The sequence below is a fragment of the Candidatus Pantoea rara genome (genome assembly GCF_051136265.1).
GTDB classification, from domain to species: domain Bacteria; phylum Pseudomonadota; class Gammaproteobacteria; order Enterobacterales; family Enterobacteriaceae; genus Pantoea; species Pantoea rara.
In genome coordinates, this window is sequence record NZ_CP194942.1 from 1,733,499 (window position 1) to 1,751,093 (window position 17,595).

Genomic DNA, 17,595 nt, shown 5'->3' on the forward strand with positions numbered 1-17,595 from the left:
AGCCGTAAAGCGGCTATTCTATCCAGCGCACAGCATGTTGTCCTGTGCAGTCATCAAAACAGTGACGTCTGTTGCGGCCAGTCAGGCCCGTTGCCAATGCCGGGGTCAATCTGCTGCAGTTGCGGCCACAGCGCCTGCACCAGCGGAAACACCTGACCCATATCAGGCGTATGCAGAAACAGCATGGCGTCGCCCTGTTGCTGCCATTCCGACAGCTTGTCACGCCAGATCTGAAACAGCGGCACGCTCTCTTCCACGCTGTCGCTGCCGATAAAACGCACCATCGGCTGAGAACCGGTTCGCAGGGCATGAGGCGGCACTTTGGGCTTTTGCGAACGCGCGACCAGTGCCGCCGGGCTTTGCGAGGTGGAGGCGTGAACCGGGCGGCTGTCGAGCATCACGCGATTGATGCCGCGCGCCAGCAGGCCGCGATTCAGTGCCCGTTCGGCGTCACCTTTGGCAAAGAAAGCCGGATGGCGGACTTCGACGCCGTAGTGAAAACGGCGCGGCAGGCTATCCAGAAAACGCCACAGATCGTCGAGTTGAGTCGGGGAGAAACTGGCAGGCAACTGCAGCCAGTACTGACCGATACGATCGGCCAGCGGCTCCATCAGGCGCAGAAAATCAGTCAGCAGGTCATCGCTGTGCTGCAGCGCCGACTGATGACTGATGGTATTGGGAAACTTAAAGCAGAAGCGAAACGCATCATGCGTCATATCACGCCAGCGCATCACCGTTTCCGCATTCGGTAGCGCATAAAGCGTGGTATTTCCCTCTACACAATGGAAGTAGCGGGCATAGTCCGCCAGGCTCTCAATACCCCAGCGTTTCCAGTGTGAATGATGCCACTGGGGCAGGCCAATACGAAGTGTCACGTGCGCTCCTGGCTGCAGGTTAAGATATCCCATTATCGGCTATGGTCAGGCAGGGGGGCAAATGCATACAGGAAATCGGCGGTTTGGCGCGGATCTGCTTATCCTGTCTGGCTTTTTCCATTATAATGACCGCCATTTTTGCGACAGCATCGCAACAGGTAACGCGGCCGGATGCTGTCAGCTGCAGCGGCGAAGTTAAAAGGATAGTGTTATGCGTACAGAATATTGCGGACAGCTCAATCTGTCTCATGTGGGTCAGCAAGTCACGCTTTGCGGCTGGGTAAACCGCCGTCGCGATCTGGGCAGTTTGATTTTTATCGATATGCGCGACCGTGAAGGCATCGTGCAGGTGTTCTTTGATCCCGATCGTCAGGACGTCTTTAAGCTGGCTTCTGAATTGCGTAACGAATTCTGCGTTCAGATCACCGGCACCGTGCGTGCGCGTGATGAGAAGAACAAAAACAGCGACATGGCGACCGGTGAAGTCGAAGTGTTTGCCCAGGCGCTGACCATTATTAACCGCTCTGAGCCACTGCCGCTGGACTCGAATCAGACCAACAGCGAAGAAGCACGTCTGAAATACCGCTATCTGGACCTGCGTCGCCCTGAAATGGTGACGCGTCTGAAAACCCGCGCAAAAGTTACCAGCTTTGTCCGTCGCTTTATGGATGACGAAGGGTTCCTGGATATCGAAACCCCGATGCTGACCAAAGCGACGCCAGAAGGCGCACGTGACTATCTGGTGCCAAGCCGGGTTCATAAAGGCAAATTCTATGCGCTGCCGCAGTCACCGCAGCTGTTCAAACAGCTGCTGATGATGTCCGGTTTTGACCGCTATTATCAGATCGTTAAATGCTTCCGCGATGAAGATTTACGTGCCGATCGTCAGCCCGAATTTACCCAGATCGACGTTGAAACCTCCTTTATGACCGCGCCACAGGTGCGTGAAATCATGGAACGTTTAATCCGCAATCTGTGGCAGGACGTGCAGGGCGTTGACCTTGGCGAGTTCCCGCAGATGACCTTTGCTGAAGCGATGCATCGTTACGGTTCCGATAAGCCAGACCTGCGTAACCCGATGGAGCTGGTGGACGTTGGCGACCTGCTGAAAAACGTAGAGTTCCAGGTCTTCTCTGGCCCGGCCAACGATGAAAAAGGCCGTGTTGCCGCGCTGCGCGTGCCGACCGGTGCGCAGCTGAGCCGTAAGCAGATTGATGAATATGGCAAGTTCGTAGAAATTTACGGCGCGAAAGGCCTGGCATGGATGAAGGTTAACGTCCGTGCCGACGGCCTGGAAGGCGTGCAGAGTCCGGTTGCCAAGTTCCTGAATGCAGAGATCGTTGAAGGTATTCTGAGCCGCACCGGCGCGCAGGATGGCGACATCATCTTCTTTGGTGCCGATCGCGCTAAAGTGGTCGCAGATGCATTGGGTGCGCTGCGCCTGAAAGTGGGTCGCGAGCTGAACATCACGGATGAAAAAGCCTGGGCACCGCTGTGGGTAATCGACTTCCCGATGTTCGAAGAGGACGAGGAAGGCGGTCTGGCCGCGATGCACCATCCGTTCACTGCGCCAAAAGAGATGAGCGCAGAAGAGCTGGCTGCGGATCCAACCCGTGCCGTGGCGAATGCCTACGACATGGTGATCAACGGTTATGAAGTGGGCGGCGGTTCAGTACGTATCCACAACGGCAAAATGCAGCAGACGGTGTTCAGCATTCTGGGTATCGAAGAGCACGAGCAGCGTGAGAAGTTTGGCTTCCTGCTGGATGCGCTGAAGTTCGGTACGCCACCGCATGCGGGCCTGGCCTTTGGTCTGGATCGTCTGACGATGCTGCTGACCGGCACCGACAATATTCGTGATGTCATCGCGTTCCCGAAAACCACGGCGGCCGCCTGCCTGATGACCGAAGCGCCAAGCGAAGCGAACCCGGCTTCTCTGCTGGAGCTCGGCATTCAGGTCGTTAAAAAAGAAAAGCTCGAGAATAAATAATGGGCTATAAACACCCGGTTTCAGTGCTGGTCGTGATTTCGGCGCGCGATACTGGCCGGGTGTTGATGCTGCAGCGCCGTGACGATCCCACGTTCTGGCAGTCGGTCACCGGCAGTCTGGAAGCGGGAGAGTCACCGCTGGCGACCGCGTGTCGTGAAGTGAATGAGGAGGTTGGCATTGATGTGTTGACCGAGCAGCTGGAGGTGGAGGATTGTCAGCGTCAAATCGACTTTGAAATCTTCCCGCATTTCCGGCATCGCTACGCACCTGATGTCACCCATAATCACGAGCACTGGTTTCGCCTGCAACTGCCAGAAGAGCGCGCTGTGACGCTGACTGAACATCTGGCGTTTCGCTGGCTGGCACCCGCAGACGCTGCAGCATTAACCCGATCATGGAGTAACCGCCAGGCGATTGAAGAATTTATCTGAATGCTTGCCATCGCCCGGTATTCCGGCGGCGAATAGATTAAATTTTATGAATCTGGTGAGTTTTAACAGGACTACACCAACCTATTGAACAGTCAGGCGTCATCTTCGCCTCGAAGTTGTTTACCGCCAGCACGACGTCGCACATGTACGGTATGTGACGATGACGCGCGAAGCTCGCCGTTAAGGGCAGACGGGTTTTTAAAAATCTGTTTGAGCACGGACGGTGAACAGGTTCGCAGCCAGGATAGCCTGCACCCTGTAAAAGATCGGAGAAAATGTAAAATGGCAGGACACAGTAAGTGGGCTAATACCAAACACCGTAAAGCGGCGCAGGATGCTAAGCGCGGCAAAATCTTCACCAAAATCATTCGTGAACTGGTGACAGCCGCCAAACTGGGCGGCGGCGATCCGGGTTCAAACCCGCGTCTGCGAGCAGCAATGGATAAAGCGCTGGCGAACAACATGACCCGTGACACCATGGATCGCGCTATCGCGCGCGGTGTGGGCGGCGATGACAACGCCAACATGGAAACCATCATCTATGAGGGTTACGGTCCAGGCGGCTCAGCCATCATGATTGAATGCCTCAGTGACAACCGTAACCGTACCGTGGGCGAAGTGCGTCATGCCTTCACCAAAACGGGCGGCAACCTGGGCACTGATGGCTCCGTAGCTTACCTGTTCAATAAGAAAGGCGTGATCTCCTATGCGCCAGGTCAGGATGAAGACGCGGTAATGGAAGCGGCTCTGGAAGCGGGTGGCGAAGACGTTGTCACCTATGACGACGGCGCGATTGATGTCTTCACCGCATGGGAAGAGATGGGCACAGTGCGTGATGCACTGGAAGCACTCGGCCTGAAAGCGGATACCGCAGAAGTGGCGATGATCCCGACGACCAAAGCCGAAATGGATGCGGAAACCGCACCAAAACTGCTGCGTCTGATCGACATGCTGGAAGATTGCGACGATGTGCAGGAGGTTTATCACAACGGTGAGATCTCCGACGAGGTGGCGGAAACGCTGTAATGGCGTCTGTCGCCCTGTTAACCGGAGAGGCGTAATGTCGATTATTCTGGGCATCGATCCCGGCTCACGCATCACCGGTTATGGTGTTATTCGTCAGACTGGCCGCCAGCTCACCTATCTGGGCAGCGGCTGTATCCGCACCAATACCACCGAGTTGCCCGCCCGCCTGAAGCTGATTTATGCGGGCGTCTGCGAAATCATCACGCAGTTTTCACCCGACTTCTTCGCCATTGAACAGGTGTTTATGGCGAAGAATGCAGACTCCGCACTGAAGCTCGGTCAGGCGCGCGGTGCCGCGATTGTGGCTGCGGTTAACCATGATCTGCCGGTGTTTGAGTATGCAGCCCGTCAGGTCAAACAGACTGTCGTTGGCATCGGCAGTGCCGAGAAAAGTCAGGTGCAGCACATGGTGCGAACCCTGCTGAAGCTGCCGTCAAATCCGCAGGCGGATGCCGCCGATGCGCTGGCGATTGCCATTACGCACTGTCATGTGGCGCAGAATGCGGCGCGCATGAGTGACAGCAAGCTGGTGCTGACGCGCGGACGTTTGCGCTCAGGTTAGCCGTCATCGCTCTGGTCACACTCTCAGGCTGGATATTCATCCAGCCTTTTTTATGTTATAAAATCCGCCACATTCGTTAGTTAAGGAAGCATTCAGGTGATAGGTCGTTTACGGGGCAATATTCTGGAAAAGCAGCCGCCACTGGTGCTGCTTGAGGCACACGGCGTCGGCTATGAAATTTACATGCCCATGACCTGTTTTTATGAGTTGCCTGAACTTCAGCACGAAGCGGTGATTTTTACTCACTTCGTGGTGCGTGAAGATGCGCAGCTGCTGTTTGGTTTTAACAGCAAGCAGGAGCGCGCGCTGTTTCGCGAACTGATTAAAGTGAATGGCGTCGGACCCAAGCTGGCGCTGGCTATCCTCTCTGGCATGTCGGCGCAGCAGTTTGTAACGGCTGTTGAGAAAGAAGAGATCGCATCCCTGGTGAAACTGCCAGGCGTAGGCAAAAAGACAGCTGAGCGTCTGGTGGTCGAGATGAAGGACCGCTTCAAAGGGATGCATGGCGACCTGTTTGGTGGCGATTCTGCGTTTACGCTAACTACGCCGAGTGCTGAGCCGGAAACCAATGATGCGGAAGCCGAAGCGGTTGCAGCGCTGGTTTCACTGGGTTATAAACCGCAGGAAGCGAGCCGTATGATCAGTAAAGTCGGTCGACCGGATGCGGATTGCGAAACCCTGATCCGCGAAGCGCTACGCGCGGCCATTTGAGGTAAGTCATGATAGAAGCCGACCGCCTGATCTCCGCTGCCAGTATTAGCGAAGAAGAGGTTATTGACCGCGCTATTCGCCCGAAGATGCTGACCGAGTATGTCGGCCAGCCGCAGGTGCGTGAGCAGATGGAGATATTCATCAAGGCAGCGCAACTGCGCGGCGATGCGCTCGATCATCTGTTGATCTTCGGTCCGCCTGGACTGGGTAAAACTACCCTGGCGAACATCGTGGCCAACGAGATGGGCGTTAATCTTCGCACGACCTCAGGTCCGGTGCTGGAGAAGGCAGGCGATCTGGCGGCGATGCTGACCAACCTTGAGCCCCATGACGTCCTGTTTATCGATGAAATCCATCGCCTCTCACCGGTGGTGGAAGAGATACTCTACCCGGCGATGGAAGATTATCAGCTCGATATTATGATTGGCGAAGGCCCGGCTGCGCGTTCGATCAAGCTCGATCTGCCCCCGTTTACGCTGATTGGTGCCACTACGCGTGCTGGCTCGCTGACCTCACCGCTGCGCGATCGCTTTGGCATTGTGCAGCGTCTTGAGTTCTATCAGGTTAAAGATCTGCAGCACATTGTGGGGCGCAGTGCCGCCTGTCTGGGCCTGGCACTGAGTGACGAAGGGGCATTAGAGATCGCCCGTCGCGCACGTGGCACACCGCGTATCGCCAACCGCCTGCTGCGTCGTGTTCGTGACTTCGCAGAAGTACGGGCTAATGGTGATCTCAGCGGTGAAGTCTCCTGCAGCGCGCTGGATATGCTTAACGTAGACAGTGAAGGGTTTGATTACATGGACCGTAAGCTGCTGCTGGCGATCATCGACAAGTTTATGGGTGGGCCGGTGGGGCTGGATAACCTGGCTGCTGCGATTGGTGAAGAGCGTGAAACCATTGAAGATGTGATTGAACCCTTCCTGATTCAGCAGGGCTTCATTCAGCGCACACCGCGTGGCCGGATGGCCACGCAGCACGCTTATCGTCACTTCGGCATGACACGCGAAGAGTAATTACAGGGCCGGTTTGCGTACCATACTGAAGATAAACAGGATGGCAGCGCAGAGCACAACCGACGGCCCGGCTGGCGTGTCGTAGAACGCGGAGAAGGTCAGACCGCCGGTGACGGCAATCACGCCGATAACCACCGCGACGCCCGCCATGCCTTCCGGTGAGCGCACGAAACGGCGCGCGGTCGCCGCCGGGATAATCAGCAGTGAGGTGATGATCAGCGCACCGACAAATTTCATCGCTACCCCAATTGTCAGCGCCGTGACCAGCATCAGAACCAACCGGGTACGCTGAATATTGACGCCATCCACCTGTGCCAGTTCCGGGCTGATGGTCATCGACAGCAGCGACCGCCACTGCCACGCCATGACCAGCAACACAATTGCCACGCCGCCGCCCATCATCCAGAGATCGTCTGGCGTGACCGCCAGCAGGTCGCCAAACAGATACGCCATCAGATCAACGCGCACGTTCTTCATCAGGCTGACGACCACCAGGCCCAGCGACAGCGCACTGTGCGCCATAATGCCCAGCAGGGTATCAATAGCCAGATGCGGACGACGCTCCAGCCAGACCAGCCCCAGCGCCAGGCAGACCGTTACCAGAATCACTGCGTAGTATGGATTCACATTCAGCAGCAGGCCAAACGCCACGCCGAGCAGAGACGCATGTGCCAGGGTATCGCCGAAATAGGACATCTTGCGCCAGACCACAAACGAACCCAGCGGACCAGCAGCCAGCGCTAACATCACACCGCCTATCCAGCCCGGTAATAACAACTCAATCATGATGAACCCTGTCCTTTGCGTAAAACGATACGTCCCTGAAGGTCGTGACGGTGATTATGGTGATGACGGTAGATCGCCAGTTCTTCAGCGCCGCGCGGGCCGAACATAGCGATAAATTCAGGATGCTGCGAGACTGCTTCCGGTGAGCCGGAACAGCAGATGTGGTGGTTGAGGCACAACACCTCGTCAGTTTTCGCCATCACCAGATGCAGATCATGGGAGACCATCAGTACGGCGCAGTTCAGTTCCACGCGCAACTGATTGATAAGGTCATACAGTGCAACCTGACCGTTTACATCCACACCCTGTGTCGGCTCATCCAGCACCAGCAACTGGGGATGATTTAGCAGGGCGCGCGCCAGCAGCACACGCTGGGTTTCACCTCCAGAAAGCTTTTGTAGCGGAGACTTGAGCAGGTGACCCGCCTGCACACGTTTCAGTGCCGGCAGGATTTCGTCGTTCCTGCTGCCTCGCGTCAGACGCATGAAACGCTCTACCGTCACCGGCAGGGTAGGATCGATGTGCAGCTTCTGTGGCACATAGCCAATACGCAGTCCGGGATCACGCTGAACGGAACCGGTGGTAGGGGCGAGCAGGCCAAGTACCACTCGCACCAGGGTTGATTTTCCCGCCCCGTTGGGACCCAGAAGGGTGAGAATGCGGCCAGGCTGCAATGTCAGGCTGACGCCTGATAACACATTGCGCTGGTTAAATTTTATCGAAACGTTATCGAGTGTGACAAGTGAGGTCATAGTATTTACAGGTTGCACAGGATTTCGAATGTTATAATATCACATTCCACCTTATGGTCACGATGGAATGACGCAATATGTTACATAATAAAAAAGGCGCAATTTTCGCCTTAACGGCTTTATCTGTTTCAACTCTGTTTACCCTTCCTGCCCAGGCGAATGTCGTGGCTTCACTCAAACCGGTAGGTTTTATTGCTGCGGCCATTGCTGATGGCGTTACGCCCGTTGACGTACTGCTGCCGGACGGTGCCTCTGAACACGATTACTCCCTGCGACCCTCTGATGCAAAACGCTTAAAAAACGCGGACTTAGTCGTCTGGGTCGGGCCTGAAATGGAAGCGTTTATGGCGAAATCGGCATCTGAACTTCCGGCCCAAAAAAACCTGGCGATAGTGAACATCGACGGGGTAAAACCGTTATTGATTAGCGGTGCTGAAGAGGAAGAAGAACACGCAGCGGAAAAATCCGAAGATCAGGATGCTGAAGCTCACCACCATCATCACGGCGAGTTTAATATGCACCTGTGGTTGTCGCCAGACATAGCGCGGAAAACCGCGGTTGCAATCCATGGAAAATTATTGGAACTTATGCCACAAGATAAGGCCAAACTTGACGCCAACCTCCAGCAGTTTGAGGTAGCTTTGGCGGACACGGACAAACGCGTTAGCGCACAACTTGCTCCGGTAAGAAATAAAGGATATTTCGTTTTTCACGACGCTTACACGTACTTTGAAAAGCACTACGGTCTTTCGCCCACCGGGCACTTTACCGTCAATCCTGAAATTCAACCGGGCGCTCAGCGTTTACACCAGATACGAACACAGTTGGTTGAGCAAAAGGCGGTCTGCGTCTTTGCTGAGCCACAATTCAGACCAGCAGTCATCGATGCTGTCTCCCGCGGAACGCAGGTGCGTAAAGGCACGCTCGATCCCCTGGGCACAGACATCAGCTTAGCCAAAGACAGCTATGTGAAATTCCTCTCACAACTGTCGAGCCAGTATGAAAGCTGCCTGAATGGAGCATGAGGAATAAGTAAAAGTGCAGCAGATAGCCCGCTCTGTCGCCCTCGCATTTAATAATTTGCCGCGCCCCCACCGCGTAATGCTGGGTTCTTTAACTGTAGTCACTCTGGCCGTCGCAGTCTGGCGGCCCTACGTTTATCATCCCACCGATGATGTAACGCCCATCGTTAAAAACATTGAGCTGGATAAGAATACGTTCCGCACACTGTTACCGGAAGCCAGTGAGCCGATCGATCAGAGCACACCGGAACCGGACGAAGAACTGCCGGCAGACGATGTTGACACCGACGTGCCGGATACGGCAGGCGTTCACGATTACACCGTGTCATCTGGCGATACCCTGAGCAGTGCACTGAATCAGTATGGCATCGACATCAGCGACATTAATGCGCTGGTGGTGAGCGATCGCGATCTGCGTAATCTGCAGGTCGGCCAGCAGCTGAGCTGGACGCTGGATGATGATGGTGGCCTGAAAACCCTGAGCTGGGAAATTTCCCGTCGCGAAACCCGCACTTATGAGCGCACCCCAGCGGGCGGTTTTAAGATGGATTCGGAGATGCAGAAGGGCGAATGGCGCAACAGCGTGATGCAGGGCGAAGTGCGTGGCAGTTTTGCCGCCAGCGCCATGCGGGCGGGGTTGAGCGGGGCTGAAGCCAGCGCTGTGATTAAAGCGATGCAGTGGCAGATGGACTTCCGTAAGCTGCGTGCGGGTGACCAGTTCAGCGTGCTGATGTCACGCGAAATGCTGGATGGTAAGAGTGCGCAGAGTCAGTTGCTGGGGGTGCGCCTGCGCAGCGGTGGCAAAGACTATTACGCTTTCCGCGCCGAAGATGGCAAGTTCTACGATCGTAGCGGCTCCGGTCTGGCTCGCGGCTTTATGCGCTTCCCGACGGTTAAGCAGTATCGTGTCTCCTCTAACTTTAATCCGCGTCGTCTTAATCCGGTGACTGGCCGCATTGCACCGCACAAAGGCGTCGACTTTGCGCTGCCGATCGGTACGCCAGTGCTGGCGGTAGGTGATGGTGAGATCGTCGTGGCGAAGAATGGCGGTGCCGCCGGTAACTACGTCGCTATCCGCCATGGTCGTCAATATATGACGCGCTATATGCACATGAAAAAAGTACTGGTGAAGCCAGGTCAGAAAGTGAAACGGGGTGACCGTATTGGACTGTCCGGCAACACCGGCCGCTCCACCGGGCCGCATCTGCATTTCGAAATCTGGATCAATAATCAGGCGGTCAACCCATTAACGGCGAAGCTGCCGCGCATGGAAGGCCTGACCGGCAAAGATCGCAGCGATTACATGGCACAGGTTAAATCCTGGCTGCCTCAGCTGGGTCTGAAGTAAGCGAATTTCGGCAAACTGCGCAAAAACCGACGGTTTCCCCGTCGGTTTTTTGCTATCTGGCGCAGGATGATTGCAAATTTCAATGTCGTCACTATCATTAGCCGGTCATTGCTTGAGGCGAGTGCATGGAAACCCGTAAAAAAAATAACACTGAATTTATTCCCGTTTTTGAACGTTCTTTTCTCAAACCTAAATACTGGGGCAGCTGGCTGGCAATTGGTGCGCTGGCGGGTCTGGCTTATTTACCGCCGAAAGTACGCGATCCGCTGCTGGGCCGTTTAGGCCGTTTCGCCGGTAAGCTGGCAAAGGGTGCACGTCGCCGTGCGCTGATTAATCTCTATTACTGTCTGCCGGAACTCAGCGAAGAGCAGCGTGCAACGCTGGTCGATGAGATGTTTGCGACCGCCCCGCAGGCGATGGCAATGATGACCGAGCTGGTATTGCGCGATCCGGCGAGTATCCGTAAGCGTGTTGAATGGCATGGCCGTGACATTATCGATCAGATGATGGCGGACCAGCAGAATGTGATTTTCCTGGTGCCACACGGCTGGGCGGTGGATATTCCAGCCATGCTGCTGGCGTCAGAAGGCCAGAAGATGGCGGCGATGTTCCATAATCAGAGTGACCCGCTGATGGATTATGCCTGGAACACGGCACGTCGCCGTTATGGCGGCCGGTTGCATGCGCGTAATGACGGCATTAAGCCGTTTATCAGTTCGATACGACAGGGTTACTGGGGCTATTATCTGCCCGATCAGGATCATGGTCCTGAGCATAGTGAGTTCGTTGATTTCTTTGCCACCTACAAGGCGACGTTGCCTGCAGTAGGCCGACTGATGAAGGTTTGTCGCGCCCGCGTGGTGCCGCTGTTCCCGGTTTATAACAGCGACACGCACAAGCTTGAGATTTATGTTCGTCCGCCGATGGATGATCTGCTGGAAGCGGATGATCATCAACTGGCTCGACGGATGAATGAAGAGGTGGAAGTCTTTGTTCGCCCGCATCCCGAGCAGTACACCTGGATCCTCAAACTGCTGAAGACCCGCAAAGAGGGTGATATAGAACCCTATTCGCGCAAAGAGCTTTATCCGCGCAAATAGCAGAAGGGCCGCTAAAGCGGCCTTTTTTGTATGTCTGGTTTGCTTAGCGGTAAGAGCGAGAATGCTCAGGGAACACGGTCAGATCGGAAAGACGCAAAACCGCCATCCATGGCACGCTCGGCCCGGCAACGGGATGCTTTCCGCCTCTGCCCGTGTTCCCTCCGCTTGAGCTAATTCGTTGCTATCAGATGTACCCCACAACCCGCAGTTTTGACAACTTCAGTGCGCTTGTGCCGCTTTTCTATAACGCTTCCAGCCTGCTGCGACGTTTACGCTCGCGCATAAACACGATCACCAGACCAAACCACAGCACGCCGCTGATAAAGTTAATCAGACAGAACCACAGCGTACCGCCGCTGAAGTAGCCACTTTTCGCCAGTTCAATTCCCACCGCCAGCGTCAGAATACTGATCATTCCCAGCATCGCCGCTACACTGCCTTTGCCTTCATTGCTGGCATAAAGCGTCAGGCGATAGAGCCCGGCATTCACCATGCCAGCACCAAAGGCATAGAGGCTCAGGCCGGCCGTAATCAGCAGATAACCGTGACTGTTGAGCAGGCTTGCTATCAGCGCCAGACTCAGGCCAATCAGAATCGGCCAGGCAGCGAACTTCACCGGCTGTTCAATCGGTACCCGTCCGGCCAGTTTACTCAGCGTCAGATTACCAGCGATCATTGCCAGAAACACCGGCAGCTGCAGCAGGGCGTACTGCATGCGTGGCAGACCTTCGTCATGCATCAGGATCACCGGCGAAAGGGCAACCCAGGTGAGGATCGGGATAAACACCAGCCCGATAGCAAAGGAGCCAGACATCACCAGCCGATCTTTCATCAGTCGGCCATAGTTGCGCGCCAGATTGGGCAGGGCGATAGAGTGACTGCGGTCGCCTGCGGTCTCGGGCATTACACGCCACAGCACCACAAAGGCGACAAGGCTGCAGGCGGCAAACAGCCAGAACATGCTGCGCCAGCTGCCCACGGTGAGCCAGGCTGCACCAGCCAGTGGGCCTGCCAGCGGAGCCAGTAGCGCTACGTTAGCCATCAGCGCCATCATGCGTACCGCCAGCGCCTCATCAAAGGCTTCCTGAATCGCGGCATAGCCGACCGCGCCGATAAAGCAGAGGCTGATGCCCTGAATAAAGCGCAGGCTGACAAATTCCGTAATCGAGCTGACCCAGTGCGTCAGCATGCAGGCGACAGCAAAGAACAAAATGCCAAACAGCATCACCGGTCGCCGGCCAAACTTATCGGAGAGCGGACCCAGCAGCCATTGCAGCACCACGCCACCAATCAGGTAAGCGGTCAGCGAAGTAGAGACCCACTCAGGGCCAACAGAGAACTCATTGGTGACGATCAGCATACCCGGCTGGATCATGTCGTGAGCAATATAAGTCGCAAACTCGAACAGCACTAACGCCAGAGGGAAGAGTAAAATTCGGCCGGTAAGCTGGCTGATGGGCTGGAAACGGGGCATCTTGCCTCCTTGTCAGAAAAGAAAACGCGACTGCCAGGCAGTCGCGTTGATTATTCTACACCGACAATGTTAACCCGGGCGCAATTAATCCACGCGCAGCACACGCGTGGTGTTGGTGGTGCCGGTGGCGCCCATGACATCACCCTGTGTCACGATAACCAGGTCGCCGGAGACCAGGAAGCCTTTGTCGCGCAGCAGGTTAACGGCGTCGTGTGCGGCGGCCACGCCGTCGTTGTTGCTGTCGAAGAACACCGGCGTCACACCGCGATAAAGTGCGGTGAGGTTCAGGGTGCGCTCATGGCGAGACATCGCAAAGATGGGCAGGCCCGAGGTGATACGTGAGGTCATCAATGGGGTGCGGCCCGACTCGGTCATGGTGATGATCGCGGTAACGCCCTGCAGGTGGTTTGCGGCGTACATAGAAGACATGGCGATCGCTTCTTCGACGTTGTCGAACTGCACGTCCAGACGGTGCTTGGAGACGTTAACACTTGGGATCTTCTCAGCGCCCAGGCAAACCTTCGCCATCGCCGAGACAGTTTCTGCTGGATACTGGCCCGCTGCGGTTTCTGCAGAGAGCATCACGGCATCGGTACCATCCAGCACGGCGTTCGCCACGTCCATGACTTCTGCGCGGGTCGGCATCGGGTTCGTGATCATCGACTCCATCATCTGGGTCGCGGTAATGATGGTGCGGTTAAGCTGGCGGGCACGGCGAATTAACGCTTTCTGAATGCCGACCAGTTCCGGATCGCCAATCTCAACGCCAAGGTCGCCACGCGCAACCATCACGACGTCAGAGGCCAGAATGATGTCATCCATCGCTTCCTGGCTGGCAACCGCTTCGGCACGTTCCACTTTCGCGACCAGTTTGGCATCGCAACCCGCTTCACGTGCCAGGCGACGTGCCAGATTCATATCTTCGCCACAGCGTGGGAAGGAGACAGCCAGGTAATCGACGCGGATTTTGGCGGCGGTGATGATATCCGCTTTATCTTTTTCGGTCAGTGCTTCAGCCGACAGGCCGCCGCCCAGCTTGTTAATGCCTTTGTTGTTCGAGAGTGGGCCACCGACAGTGACTTCAGTGAACACTTTCATGTCCTGAACTTCCAGCACCTTCAGCTGCACACGGCCATCATCCAGCAACAGGATATCGCCCGGCACCACATCTGCAGGCAGGCCTTTGTAATCGATACCGACGCGCTCTTTATCGCCTTCGCCTTTACCCAGATTGGCATCCAGCAGGAAGCGATCGCCGATATTCAGGAAAACTTTACCTTCTTTGAAAGTCGATACACGAATTTTTGGACCCTGAAGGTCACCGAGAATCGCAACGTGGCGACCCAGTTTAGCGGCAATCTCGCGCACTTTATCGGCACGCAGCTGGTGATCTTCTGCGGTACCGTGTGAGAAGTTGAGTCGTACAACGTTTGCGCCGGCAGCGATGATTTTTTCTAAGTTATTATCACGATCGGTGGCCGGGCCGAGGGTTGTTACGATTTTGGTTCTTCTGAGACGTCTTGACATCGAGGACTCCGTTAACTGATTAGCGTGTCATGGACTGTGGACACAGCATGGTTATCTATTCTATATGATCGATGGGTTGTGATACGACTCACATTGTAAATGTGATGTTAATTTTTTTGCTGATCATCCTCTTCCCGAAGGGTGTTCTTTTCGTAGCGCGACGCTTTCAACGCCTCTTTGACGCGTTTCAGGTTTTCCCGGAAGGGCGCACCCCGTTTCAGGGTAAAACCGGTCGCCAGCACATCAATCATGGTCAACTGCGCCAGGCGCGACACCATCGGCAAATAGACATCCGTATCTTCCGGTACATCAAGCACTAAAGCTATCGCTGCTTCATGGGCAAGGGGTGAATCGGGAGAGGTGATGGCAATAACGGTGGAACCGTTTACACGGGCCAGGCGAGCCAGTTCTACCATATTTTTTGTGCGCCCAGTATGCGAAATGAGAACAAAAACGTCACCGGCTCGACTATTTATGCAACTCATGCGCTGGATCACAATATCGTCTGACCAGATGACCGGCAGATTAAAGCGCAGAAATTTGGTGAAAGCGTCATGCGCCACGACAGCGGATGCACCCAGCCCGAAAAAGGCGAGTTTATCGGCCTGCGCGAGCAGGGTTACCGCCTGCTGCAGATGCGCGCTATTCAGCTGATCGCGGACCCGCTGTAGCCCGGCCAGCGCCGAGTCGAAGATTTTGTGGCTGTAGTTCTCTACTGTGTCGTCGTCTTCAACGCCCCGGCTGACCCAGTTGCTGCCTTTCACCAGGCTCTGCGCCAGTTGCAGTTTAAAGTCGGGGAAGCCCCGAGCCCCCAGTCGGTGACAGAAGCGATTCACGGTGGGTTCACTGACGCCGGCAATGCCGGCCAGCGTGGCGATGCTGGAGTGCATCGCCGCCTGCGGTTCAGCCAGAATCTGACGGGCAACTTTCATTTCCGCTTTGCTCAGCGCCGCAAACTGCGCCTCAATTTTTTCCAGCATATTCATAAGCTGATGACCATAATCACTTTTATCAATTTCAATTATCACTGTCCCGGAAGCCGATTAACAGAGACTATATCGCGCCAGCACCTGGCAAGCGCAACGGCTGACAAGTCGATTGCCCTTTTTTTTGGGATACTTTGACCGGTGCCAGATTTTCCTGACACCAACAGAAACAGAAAAAAACGCCAAGCCGCACGTGTCATCACACGCGCTTAGCACATCCGGTACAGAGTTAATGCGGTTGACCCGGCGAGTCGGTTTACCTGGCGCGGGGAAAAAAGTACATTGTGCTGAAAGAAAATAATAACCTGGACCCGGTGGCAGAGGATCTATCACCACCGGACTATCCTGCAACGAGGAGAGGAAAATGGCGGTAACACAAATAGCCCAGGCATGCGATCTGGTGATTTTCGGTGCCAAAGGCGATCTTGCACGCCGTAAACTGTTGCCTTCACTGTACCAGTTAGAGAAAGCGGGTCAGATCCATGAAGAAACCCGCATTATTGGTGTCGGCCGTGCTGAGTGGGATAAAGCGGAATACACCAAAGTGGTACGTGAAGCGCTGGAAACCTTCATGAAGGAGAAGATTGACGAAGCGCTGTGGGACAAACTCAGCAACCGTCTCGACTTCTGCAACCTCGATGTTAATGACACCACGCACTTCCCGAAACTGGGTAAGATGCTGGATCAGAAAAACCGCACAACCATCAACTATTTCGCTATGCCACCCAGCACCTTTGGCGCGATCTGCCAGGGCCTGGGCACCGCGAAGCTGAATGCCAAACCTGCCCGCGTTGTGATGGAGAAGCCACTGGGCACCTCACTGGAAACCTCGCAGGAGATCAACGACAGCGTGGGTGAATACTTTGAAGAGAGCCAGGTATTCCGAATTGACCACTATCTCGGCAAAGAAACCGTGCTCAACCTGCTGGCGCTGCGCTTCGCTAACTCCATCTTTGTGAATAACTGGGATAACCGCACCATCGACCATGTGCAGATTACTGTGGCCGAAGAGGTGGGTATCGAAGGCCGTTGGGGTTACTTCGATAAAGCCGGCCAGATGCGCGACATGATCCAGAACCATTTATTGCAGATTCTGACCATGATTGCCATGTCGCCGCCGTCCGATCTCAGCGCCGACAGCATCCGTGACGAAAAAGTGAAAGTGCTGCGCTCGCTGCGCCGCATCGATCAGACCAATGTGCGTGAGAAAACCGTACGCGGTCAGTACACCGCTGGCTTTGTGCAGGGTAAAAAAGTGCCGGGCTACCTGGAAGAAGAGGGAGCCAATAAATCGAGCGCTACCGAGACCTTCGTGGCGATCCGTGTCGATATCGATAACTGGCGCTGGGCAGGCGTACCGTTTTACCTGCGTACCGGTAAGCGTTTACCGACCAAGTGCTCTGAAGTCGTGGTCTACTTCAAAAATCCTGAGATGAACCTGTTTAAAGATTCTTACTCAGAGCTGCCGCAGAACAAGCTGACGATTCGTCTGCAGCCGGACGAAGGTGTGGATATCGAAATCCTGAACAAAGTGCCAGGCCTCGATCACAAGCACAAACTGCAGACCACCAAGCTGGATCTGAGTTACTCCGAGACGTTTAACCAGTCGCATCTCGCGGATGCTTATGAGCGTCTGCTGCTGGAGAGCATGCGTGGTATCCAGGCGCTGTTTGTGCGTCGCGATGAAGTGGAAGCCGCCTGGACTTATGTCGATTCTATTATCGAAGCATGGGCTGCGGATGGTGATTCTTCCAAACCTTATCAGGCAGGCACCTGGGGCCCGGTGGCGTCGGTGGCCATGATCACCCGCGATGGCCGGTCGTGGAACGAATTTGAATAACTGAAGTGATGATAAAGCCCGCAACGCGGGCTTTTTTTTCGCCGTTAAACCGGGCCAGCGGATGCAGGTAAAATTGAACTGCCGTTTCAAAATGGTCGCAGGATGATAGACGCTCAGGAAGCTGATCATGTATGGTAGTGACGCAATTTACA

At 55.2% G+C, this 17,595-nt stretch carries 16 protein-coding genes; 10 read left to right on the forward strand and 6 right to left on the reverse strand.

The features are described from left to right. Positions 1–53 precede the first annotated feature (53 nt). Entirely contained in the window at positions 54–875 is an 822-nt protein-coding gene (locus tag ACR8BF_RS08130) for a DUF72 domain-containing protein (protein WP_179895509.1), read from the reverse strand. A 211-nt stretch (positions 876–1,086) separates the two neighbouring features. Here ACR8BF_RS08130 and aspS point away from each other — a divergent pair, with 211 nt between their 5' ends. The 6 genes from aspS (at position 1,087) to ruvB (ending at position 6,608) form a co-directional block, all read left to right on the forward strand. Further along, positions 1,087–2,865 carry an aspartate--tRNA ligase gene (aspS, locus tag ACR8BF_RS08135; protein WP_434745845.1) on the forward strand — a complete coding sequence of 593 codons (1,779 nt, stop codon included), beginning with the start codon at positions 1,087–1,089 and terminating at the stop codon, positions 2,863–2,865. Continuing rightward, the gene (nudB, locus tag ACR8BF_RS08140; RefSeq protein WP_179895511.1) at positions 2,865–3,296 is read left to right on the forward strand and encodes a dihydroneopterin triphosphate diphosphatase; all 432 of its coding nucleotides are present in this window, start codon (positions 2,865–2,867) and stop codon (positions 3,294–3,296) included. The genes aspS and nudB overlap by 1 nt, the downstream gene beginning before the upstream one ends. Before the next feature lie 282 nt (positions 3,297–3,578). After that, positions 3,579–4,322: a YebC/PmpR family DNA-binding transcriptional regulator gene (locus ACR8BF_RS08145; protein ID WP_090960203.1), complete on the forward strand. Its 744-nt coding sequence runs from the start codon at positions 3,579–3,581 to the stop codon at positions 4,320–4,322. 34 nt (positions 4,323–4,356) lie between these two features. Beyond that, positions 4,357–4,884 (forward strand): crossover junction endodeoxyribonuclease RuvC, encoded by a 528-nt coding sequence (gene ruvC, locus ACR8BF_RS08150; RefSeq protein WP_179895512.1) that lies wholly within the window; start codon positions 4,357–4,359, stop codon positions 4,882–4,884. Positions 4,885–4,980: 96 nt separating this feature from the next. Next, positions 4,981–5,595, forward strand: coding sequence for a Holliday junction branch migration protein RuvA (ruvA, locus tag ACR8BF_RS08155; protein ID WP_010670803.1), 615 nt, complete (start codon positions 4,981–4,983; stop codon positions 5,593–5,595). 8 nt (positions 5,596–5,603) lie between these two features. Then, a complete protein-coding gene (gene ruvB, locus ACR8BF_RS08160) occupies positions 5,604–6,608 on the forward strand; it encodes a Holliday junction branch migration DNA helicase RuvB (protein WP_003849208.1) in 1,005 nt (334 codons plus the stop codon). Here ruvB and znuB read toward each other — a convergent pair whose 3' ends face one another. Together znuB and znuC are read right to left on the reverse strand one after the other, a co-directional pair. Continuing rightward, a complete protein-coding gene (gene znuB, locus ACR8BF_RS08165) occupies positions 6,609–7,394 on the reverse strand; it encodes a zinc ABC transporter permease subunit ZnuB (protein ID WP_179895513.1) in 786 nt (261 codons plus the stop codon). Beyond that, on the reverse strand, positions 7,391–8,146 hold the full coding sequence (znuC, locus tag ACR8BF_RS08170) for a zinc ABC transporter ATP-binding protein ZnuC (protein ID WP_179895514.1): 756 nt from the start codon (positions 8,144–8,146) through the stop codon (positions 7,391–7,393). Before znuC ends, znuB begins: the two co-directional genes overlap by 4 nt. Positions 8,147–8,223: 77 nt before the next feature. On the opposite strand from znuC, the gene znuA reads away from it, so the two are divergent. The 3 genes from znuA (at position 8,224) to lpxM (ending at position 11,616) form a co-directional block, all read left to right on the forward strand. Beyond that, positions 8,224–9,171, forward strand: a complete 948-nt coding sequence (gene znuA, locus ACR8BF_RS08175) for a zinc ABC transporter substrate-binding protein ZnuA (RefSeq protein WP_434745846.1) — start codon at positions 8,224–8,226, stop codon at positions 9,169–9,171. 13 nt (positions 9,172–9,184) lie between these two features. Continuing rightward, entirely contained in the window at positions 9,185–10,516 is a 1,332-nt protein-coding gene (gene mepM, locus ACR8BF_RS08180; RefSeq protein ID WP_434745847.1) for a murein DD-endopeptidase MepM, read from the forward strand. A 125-nt stretch (positions 10,517–10,641) separates the two neighbouring features. Next, positions 10,642–11,616 carry a lauroyl-Kdo(2)-lipid IV(A) myristoyltransferase gene (lpxM, locus tag ACR8BF_RS08185; RefSeq protein WP_313700354.1) on the forward strand — a complete coding sequence of 325 codons (975 nt, stop codon included), beginning with the start codon at positions 10,642–10,644 and terminating at the stop codon, positions 11,614–11,616. Between the two features lie 241 nt (positions 11,617–11,857). Here lpxM and ACR8BF_RS08190 read toward each other — a convergent pair whose 3' ends face one another. The 3 genes from ACR8BF_RS08190 to ACR8BF_RS08200 all read right to left on the reverse strand — a co-directional run bounded on the left by ACR8BF_RS08190 (position 11,858) and on the right by ACR8BF_RS08200 (position 15,603). Further along, positions 11,858–13,090, reverse strand: coding sequence for an MFS transporter (locus tag ACR8BF_RS08190; RefSeq protein ID WP_434745848.1), 1,233 nt, complete (start codon positions 13,088–13,090; stop codon positions 11,858–11,860). An 84-nt stretch (positions 13,091–13,174) separates the two neighbouring features. Further along, on the reverse strand, positions 13,175–14,617 hold the full coding sequence (gene pyk / locus ACR8BF_RS08195) for a pyruvate kinase (protein ID WP_179895519.1): 1,443 nt from the start codon (positions 14,615–14,617) through the stop codon (positions 13,175–13,177). A gap of 107 nt (positions 14,618–14,724) precedes the next feature. Continuing rightward, a complete protein-coding gene (locus ACR8BF_RS08200) occupies positions 14,725–15,603 on the reverse strand; it encodes a MurR/RpiR family transcriptional regulator (RefSeq protein WP_434745849.1) in 879 nt (292 codons plus the stop codon). A 364-nt stretch (positions 15,604–15,967) separates the two neighbouring features. Between ACR8BF_RS08200 and zwf the strand changes: the two genes are divergently transcribed. Beyond that, entirely contained in the window at positions 15,968–17,443 is a 1,476-nt protein-coding gene (gene zwf, locus ACR8BF_RS08205) for a glucose-6-phosphate dehydrogenase (protein ID WP_179895521.1), read from the forward strand. Positions 17,444–17,595: the final 152 nt, after the last annotated feature.